This is a genomic window from Nocardia wallacei (genome assembly GCF_029869545.1).
Classification (GTDB): domain Bacteria; phylum Actinomycetota; class Actinomycetes; order Mycobacteriales; family Mycobacteriaceae; genus Nocardia; species Nocardia wallacei_A.
In genome coordinates this window covers 1-6,814 of the sequence record NZ_JARWQD010000137.1, presented here as the reverse complement: position 1 = coordinate 6,814, position 6,814 = coordinate 1, and the positions used below count along the sequence as shown (strand labels likewise).

The 6,814-nt window shown below is 68.5% G+C and carries 6 protein-coding genes and 1 tRNA gene; 4 read left to right on the top strand and 3 right to left on the bottom strand.

Annotated elements, in window-relative coordinates; translation table 11 throughout:
• Positions 1 to 39: 39 nt before the first annotated feature.
• Entirely contained in the window at positions 40 to 363 is a 324-nt protein-coding gene (locus QH290_RS10970; RefSeq protein WP_024800988.1) for a WhiB family transcriptional regulator, read from the bottom strand.
• A 570-nt stretch (positions 364 to 933) separates the two neighbouring features.
• On the opposite strand from QH290_RS10970, the gene QH290_RS10965 reads away from it, so the two are divergent.
• The gene (locus tag QH290_RS10965) at positions 934 to 3,300 is read left to right on the top strand and encodes a penicillin-binding protein (RefSeq protein ID WP_280382776.1); all 2,367 of its coding nucleotides are present in this window, start codon (positions 934 to 936) and stop codon (positions 3,298 to 3,300) included.
• Between the two features lie 45 nt (positions 3,301 to 3,345).
• Here the strand turns inward: QH290_RS10965 and QH290_RS10960 are convergent, their stop codons facing one another.
• On the bottom strand, positions 3,346 to 3,810 hold the full coding sequence (locus QH290_RS10960; protein WP_280382775.1) for a GatB/YqeY domain-containing protein: 465 nt from the start codon (positions 3,808 to 3,810) through the stop codon (positions 3,346 to 3,348).
• 116 nt (positions 3,811 to 3,926) lie between these two features.
• Between QH290_RS10960 and QH290_RS10955 the strand changes: the two genes are divergently transcribed.
• The 3 genes from QH290_RS10955 to QH290_RS10945 all read left to right on the top strand — a co-directional run bounded on the left by QH290_RS10955 (position 3,927) and on the right by QH290_RS10945 (position 6,197).
• Positions 3,927 to 4,889 (top strand): metallophosphoesterase, encoded by a 963-nt coding sequence (locus QH290_RS10955; protein ID WP_280382774.1) that lies wholly within the window; start codon positions 3,927 to 3,929, stop codon positions 4,887 to 4,889.
• Positions 4,890 to 4,927: 38 nt separating this feature from the next.
• Entirely contained in the window at positions 4,928 to 6,067 is a 1,140-nt protein-coding gene (locus tag QH290_RS10950; RefSeq protein ID WP_280382773.1) for a DUF8017 domain-containing protein, read from the top strand.
• A 56-nt stretch (positions 6,068 to 6,123) separates the two neighbouring features.
• Positions 6,124 to 6,197: transfer RNA gene (locus QH290_RS10945), tRNA-Pro, on the top strand.
• 274 nt (positions 6,198 to 6,471) lie between these two features.
• Here the strand turns inward: QH290_RS10945 and QH290_RS10940 are convergent.
• A partial coding sequence (locus tag QH290_RS10940; protein ID WP_280382772.1) for a hypothetical protein occupies positions 6,472 to 6,814 on the bottom strand: 343 nt, incomplete at its 5' end.

The following is a 6,814-nucleotide window of genomic DNA, read 5'->3' as shown; positions in this document are numbered from 1 at the left end:
CCCCACGCGCGGGGCCCCCAACCGTTCACGTAGCGGGGACTACATCGCCACTTTCTGCTGTCGCTGGGCGCGGAAGAACTCCGCCCAGGACGTCACCTCCGGATGCTGCTTGAGCAGCGCACGACGCTGCCGCTCGGTCATTCCACCCCACACCCCGAACTCCACACGATTGTCCAGGGCATCGGCACCACACTCCATCAGCACGGGGCAGTGCCGGCAGATCGTCGCCGCCTTGCGCTGAGCGGCGCCGCGCACGAACAACTGATCGGGGTCTACTTCCTTGCATCGGGCCTGGGAAACCCAGGCGATCCTTGCTTCGGCCTGCTCCACGTCCAATCGAGCGATGGGGGTAGTCATATGCATTTGGTGTGCCCCTTTGCAGTCCGAACACCGGGTCAACGGCGCTCCAGAATCGCGTGCAGTGCGCAGCAACCCAACCCCGCTGCGTCCTGCACCACATTCCACTTTGAGTGTTAGCTCTATCACACTGGGTTCTCAATCTAGGTAAAGGTATGGCGACTGCGCAAGACCGTCCCGAGATTTTTTGGTACGCCCGTCCATGCAAATGCGACAAAGAACCGGGCAGTCGGCACAATCAGTGCGACACGCCCGGTTTCACGCCCGTGACGCGCCGAACCACGCCCGAAGCCAGCTCCCTTGACGAGGTTCCCCCAACGCCGGGTCGGCGGTCTACCCCCTACCTACGTATTCCTATGCCCACCCGGCACCCTCCCCCGGCGATGCGACCTCCCCGCGATGCGACGCAGGAGCGAGCCGTCCAGCCCCCTGCAGAGCGTCTCTGTACGCCGGAAATAGGCCGCGCAGCGAGAGCCTGACGACTACACCTGGGAGGTTTTCGGCGCGTCTCGGTTTTCGAGAGTCGCTGCGAAAACCCTGCGACGCCGAAGGCGGCGCCACAGATACAGTTGGGGCGTGCCGATCTCACAAACGCTCGCGAGGCTGGCTGGTGCGTGCGTCCTGGCGGCCGTGCTCATCGCCGGGCTGATGTTCCCGATCGCCGGCGGTTTCGGGTATGTGTCCAACCGGGCCGCCGACGCCGTCGACAACGTCTCCGCGGAACTGGTGGAGGGCAACGCGCCCGCGGTGTCGACGATGGTGGACGCCGCCGGGAACCCCATCGCCTGGCTGTACGAGCAGCGCCGCTTCGAAGTGCCGAGCGACAAGATCTCCAACGATATGAAGCTGGCGATAGTGTCGATCGAGGACCGCCGCTTCGCCGAGCACGGTGGCGTCGACTGGCAGGGCACGCTGCGCGCCTTCCTCACCAACACCTCGAGCGGCGAGGTGCAGCAGGGCGCCTCGACCATCGATCAGCAGTATGTGAAGAACTTCCAGCTGCTGGTGGTGGCGAAGACGGACGCCGAGCGCCGGGCCGCGATCGAGACCACCCCGGCCCGCAAGCTGCGTGAGATCCGGATGGCGCTGACGCTCGAGAAGGAACTGACCAAGGACGAGATCCTCACCCGGTATCTGAATATCGTGCCGTTCGGCAACGGCTCCTACGGTATTCAGGACGCCGCGCAGACCTATTTCGGCGTGGATGCCAAGGATCTGAAGGTGTCGCAGGCGGCGATGCTGGCCGGTATGGTGCAGAGCTCCTCGAAGCTCAACCCCTACAACAATCCCCAGGGCGTGCTGGATCGCCGCAATACGGTGCTGGACACCATGATCCAGAACATCCCCAGCCGCGCCGAGGAGTTCCGCGCCGCCAAGGCCGAACCGCTGGGCGTGCTGCCCGAGCCGAAGGGTCTACCGCGCGGCTGCATCGCGGCCGGGGACCGCGGCTTCTTCTGCGATTACGCGCTGCAGTACCTGGCCAACGCCGGTATCAGCAAGGAGCAGATCGACAAGGGCGGCTACACGATCCGCACCACCCTGGATCCGGCCGTGCAGGATTCGGTCAAGGCCGCGGTGTCGGGGGTGACCAAGCCGGATCTCGACGACATCGCCCAGGTGACGAGCATCGTCGGCACCGGGCAGGACGCGCACCCCGTGCTCGCCATGGCCTCCAGCCGCACCTACGGACTCAGCAGCGAGGGGCACGAAACCGTGCAGCCGCAGCCGTATTCGATGGTCGGTGACGGCGCCGGGTCGGTGTTCAAGCTCTTCACCACGGCCGCGGCGATGGAAAGGGGGCTGGGCATCGACGCCCAGCTGGATGTGCCGTCGTTCTTCTCGGCGAAGGGTATGGGTAACAGCGGCACGCCCGGCTGTCCGCCGGAGACGTACTGCGTCAAGAACGTCGGCAACTACCGGTCGCCGATGTCGGTGACCGAGGCGTTGGCGCAGTCGCCGAATACCGCGTTCGTCAAGCTGATCCAGGATGTCGGGGTGACGCCGACGGTCGATATGGCGGTGCGGCTGGGCATGCGGTCCTACGCGGCGCCCGGCACCTCCGGCCACGGCAACCAGAGCCTGGCCGACATGGTCAAGCAGCAGAACCTCGGCTCGTTCACGCTGGGCCCGTTCGGGATAAATCCGCTGGAGCTGTCCAATGTGGCCGCGACGCTGGGTTCGGGCGGCAAGTGGTGCCCGCCGTCGCCGATCCGCGAGGTGGTCGATCGCAGCGGCAAGCAGGTGCCGCTCACCCAGCCCTCGTGTGAGCAGGTGGTCGAGCCCGGGCTGGCCAACACGCTCGCCAACGCGATGAGCAAGGACGACATCTCGGGTACCGCGGCCGGTTCGGCGCGCGCGGCGGGCTGGAGCGCGCCGCTGTCGGCGAAGACCGGCACCACCGAGAGCCACCGGTCCTCGGCGTTCCTCGGCTTCACCAATTCGCTGGCCGGTGCGTCCTACATCTACGGCGACTCGCCCACGCCGGGCGAGATCTGCTCGTTCCCGCTGCGCAGCTGCGGTGACGGCAATCTGTTCGGCGGTAACGAACCGGCGCGCAGCTGGTTCGACGGCATCAAGCCGGTGCTGGATCGTTTCCCGCCGTCGACGCTGCCCCCGCTGGACGACAAATACGTGCGGGGAGCGAACAATTCGCAGATCCCCGACGTGGCGGGGATGACCGAGGCCGAGGCCCGGTCGGCCCTGATCGGCGCCGGATTCCAGGTGTCGACGGTGACCGTTCCCGCGACGCCCGCGAAGGGCACGGTGATCGGCACGACGCCGAGCGGCTCGGCGATTCCGGGCGCGATGATCACGATCAACGTCAGCGACGGCACGCTGCGCGAAGCCCCGGCCCCCGGCCCGGCACCGATACCGAACCTCCCGGGCCTCCCCCCGCCACCGCGCCTACCCCCGATCCCCATCCCCATCCCGATCCCGCGGTGACCGACGGCCCCCGCCCGCTACCCGTCTCGGGTAGCGGGCGGGGGGTCAGAGGCGGGACTTTACTGCGGCGGAGAGGCGGGAGCCGTCGGCGCGGCCTGCGGCCAGGCCGGTGGCTACCTTCATGACCTGGCCCATCTGCTTCATGCCGGGGCGGGCGCCGGTTTCCTGGGCGACCTGGGCGATCGCGGTGTCGGCGAGGTCGGCGACCTCCGCATCGGTCAGCGGCGTCGGGAGGTACTCGTCGATGATCTCTTCCTCGGCGCGCTCGTTGGCGGCCAGTTCGCCACGCCCGGCCTGCTCGTAGACCACGGCCGCCTCGTTGCGCTTCTTGGCCTCCTTGCCGAGCACGGCGAGCACGTCGGCATCGGTGAGTTCGCGCGCCTGCGGCCCCGCGACCTCGGCGTGCTGAACGGCGGCCAGCAGCATGCGCAGGGTGTTGGTGCGCAGCGCATCCTTGGCCTTCATCGCGGTGGTGAGATCCGCACGCAGCTTCGATTTGAGTTCCGACATGCGCCCACGGTAGCCGCAAGATCCGACAGCTCCCACCGCATTTACGCCACGCCCGTGCGTGTCCCTGTGCGGAATCACACTCGGTGTTCCGCACGGTGGTCGCCTATTCTGAGCGAATGCCCGTCTTCTCGTCCCCTGTACTCCGACGAGCCGCGCTGGGTGCCGCCGCAGCAGGTGCCGCCGGAATCGGCTATGCCTCGCTGATCGAACGCAATGCCTTCGTGCTGCGGGAGGCGACGCTGCCGGTGCTGCAGCCGGGATCGGCGAGCCTACGGGTGCTACACATCAGCGATCTGCACATGACTCCCGGCCAGCGGCTCAAGCAGGCCTGGGTGCGGGAGCTGGCCCGGCTGGAACCGGACCTGGTGGTCAACACCGGCGACAATCTGGCCCATCCGCGCGCGGTGCCCTCGGTGGTGCAGTCGCTGACGGAGCTGCTGTCGCGGCCCGGCGTCTTCGTCTTCGGCAGCAACGACTATTTCGCGCCGGTGCCGAAGAACCCGCTGAAGTACTTCGACAAGAACCACAAGCGCGTGCACGGCGCGCCGCTGCCCTGGCAGGACCTGCGCGCGGCGTTCACCGAGCGCGGCTGGCTGGACCTGACGCATGTGCGCCGGGATCTCGAGGTCGCCGGGATCAAGATCTCCACCGCGGGCGTCGACGACCCGCACCTGAAGCGCGACCGCTACGACACCGTGGCGGGCAGCCCCAATCCGCTGGCGGAACTGAGCATCGGCCTCACGCATTCCCCGGAACCGCGCGTGCTGGACCGCTTCGCGACCGACGGCTACGACCTGGTGCTGGCCGGACACACCCACGGTGGGCAGCTGTGCCTGCCGTATTTCGGTGCGCTGGTCACCAACTGCGGCATCGATCGTTCCCGGGTGAAGGGGGCCTCCCGCTGGGGCGCCCACACCCGGTTACACGTGTCCGCGGGCCTGGGCACCTCGCCGTGGGCGCCGTACCGGTTCTGCTGCCGCCCGGAGGCCACGCTGCTCACCCTGGTCGCCGGTCCGCCGGAGCGGCCGATTGCCGACACCGGCCACGGGGTATCGGAATCGGAGGCGGTGGCGCGCTAGGGTAACGCGCCGAGGGAACTCCAGGCAGGGGACGAGGGTTGAACAGCGGGTTCGAACAGCGGCCGAACGATCCGACTGCACAGACCGAGGCGATCCCGCACGTCGACCGGCCCGCCTGGCAGGAGTGGGCGCAGGACGACAATTCCTCGGCCGCGACCGAGCAGCTGAACATGGGTGTGCCACAGCTCAATTCGCCCCAGGCGACGCCCTGGCAGCAGAGCAACCGGATGAACGCCGGTGCCGAGATTCCCCTGTCACCGGCGGGTCCGGCCCAGGCCCCACCGCCGCAGCCCGACCAGTTCTGGCAGTTCGTTCCACCGGAAACGCCTGCACCGCAACCGAATCCGGCATGGCATCCGGGCGGGTCGCACCACCCGCCGACGTCGACCTACGCCATCCCGCCCTTCGAACCGCCGCGGCCCGCGCGCAACCGCATGGCGTGGGTGTTCGCCGGGGTGGGGGCGGTGGTCGCCGTGGCGGTGGCCGTGACCGTGGCGCTGATCGTGTCCGGGCGGAATTCGTCGGATTCCGGATCCACGGCGGGCGGGCCGTCGATGGTGAGCGCCCTCACCACGGGCAAGGGCACGCCCGCGCCGAACCGGCCCAGCGCGACCAGGCCCGTGCCCAGCGGTGCCGCCGCCGCGCCGCTGGTCCCGGGCTACCAGGTGGTGCCGATTCCCGAACGCGGGGCCGCGTACGACGCGCCGCCGGAATGGAAGGTGGACCCGCTCGGCACGGCCGTCTGGGGTCATCCGCCGGAGACCGTGGAGATCGCCGGGCTGGCACAGGACGGCAAGGACTACTGCCCGCGCTACACCCGCACCAACGCCTTCCTGACGATGTCGCCCCAGGCCGATCCGGCCGCGGCCGCCGCCGATGTCGGGGTCCGCATGGCGCGGGTCGGGTGGTCCGCGACCGTCGGTGCCACCCCGGGCTCGGCCGAGAACCTCACCTCGCTGGACGGCCAGCTGCAGGGCGCCTTCGTCGAAACCACCGGCACCGCCCCGCCACCCGCGCCCGGCTGCGCCGCGACCTTCTCGGTCTTCACGTTCGCCTTCCCGAGCGAGAACGGCAACTTCGTGATGACCATCGCCGCCGACACCGGCGTCCCCCAGGCCGTCGACAGGGCGACGGCGAAGCAGGTCCTCGCCAGCATCCGCCCGCTGCCGGACCGGTGACCAGCCGATTTAACGTCCGCGCGGACCCTGCTGTAAGCTACGACAGGTTCTCATCACGGGGTGTGGCGCAGCTTGGTAGCGCGCCTCGTTCGGGACGAGGAGGTCGCAGGTTCAAATCCTGTCACCCCGACTCGTGTGTGGAGACACGACAGGGCCCCTGATCAACGATCAGGGGCCTTACTCGTTGCCTGATCAGGGCCTTACTCGTTGCCAGATCAGGGGCATATTCGTTGCCTGATCAGGGCCTTATTCGTTGCCAGATCAGGGGCTCTCGTTGCCCGATCAGGGGCTCTCGTTGCCGGGTCAGGGGCTGTCGTTGCCGGGTCAGGGGCTGTCGTTGCCCGATCAGGGGCTTACTTGTGCCCTTTCAGGGCCATACTCGTTGGCCGACGGGCGGATTCGGGTCATGACAGCAGCGCGCGGACCTCGGCGAGCAGGTCCAGTTGGCGCAGATAGTTGCGGCCGTCGAAGCCCAGCGATATCTGGTCGGCGGCGGCGAAATCGAGGATCCGCGCCGCCGCCTGCTCCGGGGTGCCGGTGATGGTGACGGCAGCGACCTGCTCGGGTGTCATCTCGAAGAATTCGCCGAGGGTGCGGATCATCTTCTCGCGGTCGGCGCGGTCTTCGGGTTCCTCACCCAGGACGCAGTGCACACCGAGATTGATGCGCGGCGCGGGTCTTCCGGCCGCGGCGGCCAGGTCTCGAAGGCGGGCCGCGGCCGAGGTGACCTCCGCGGGGGTCAGCGCC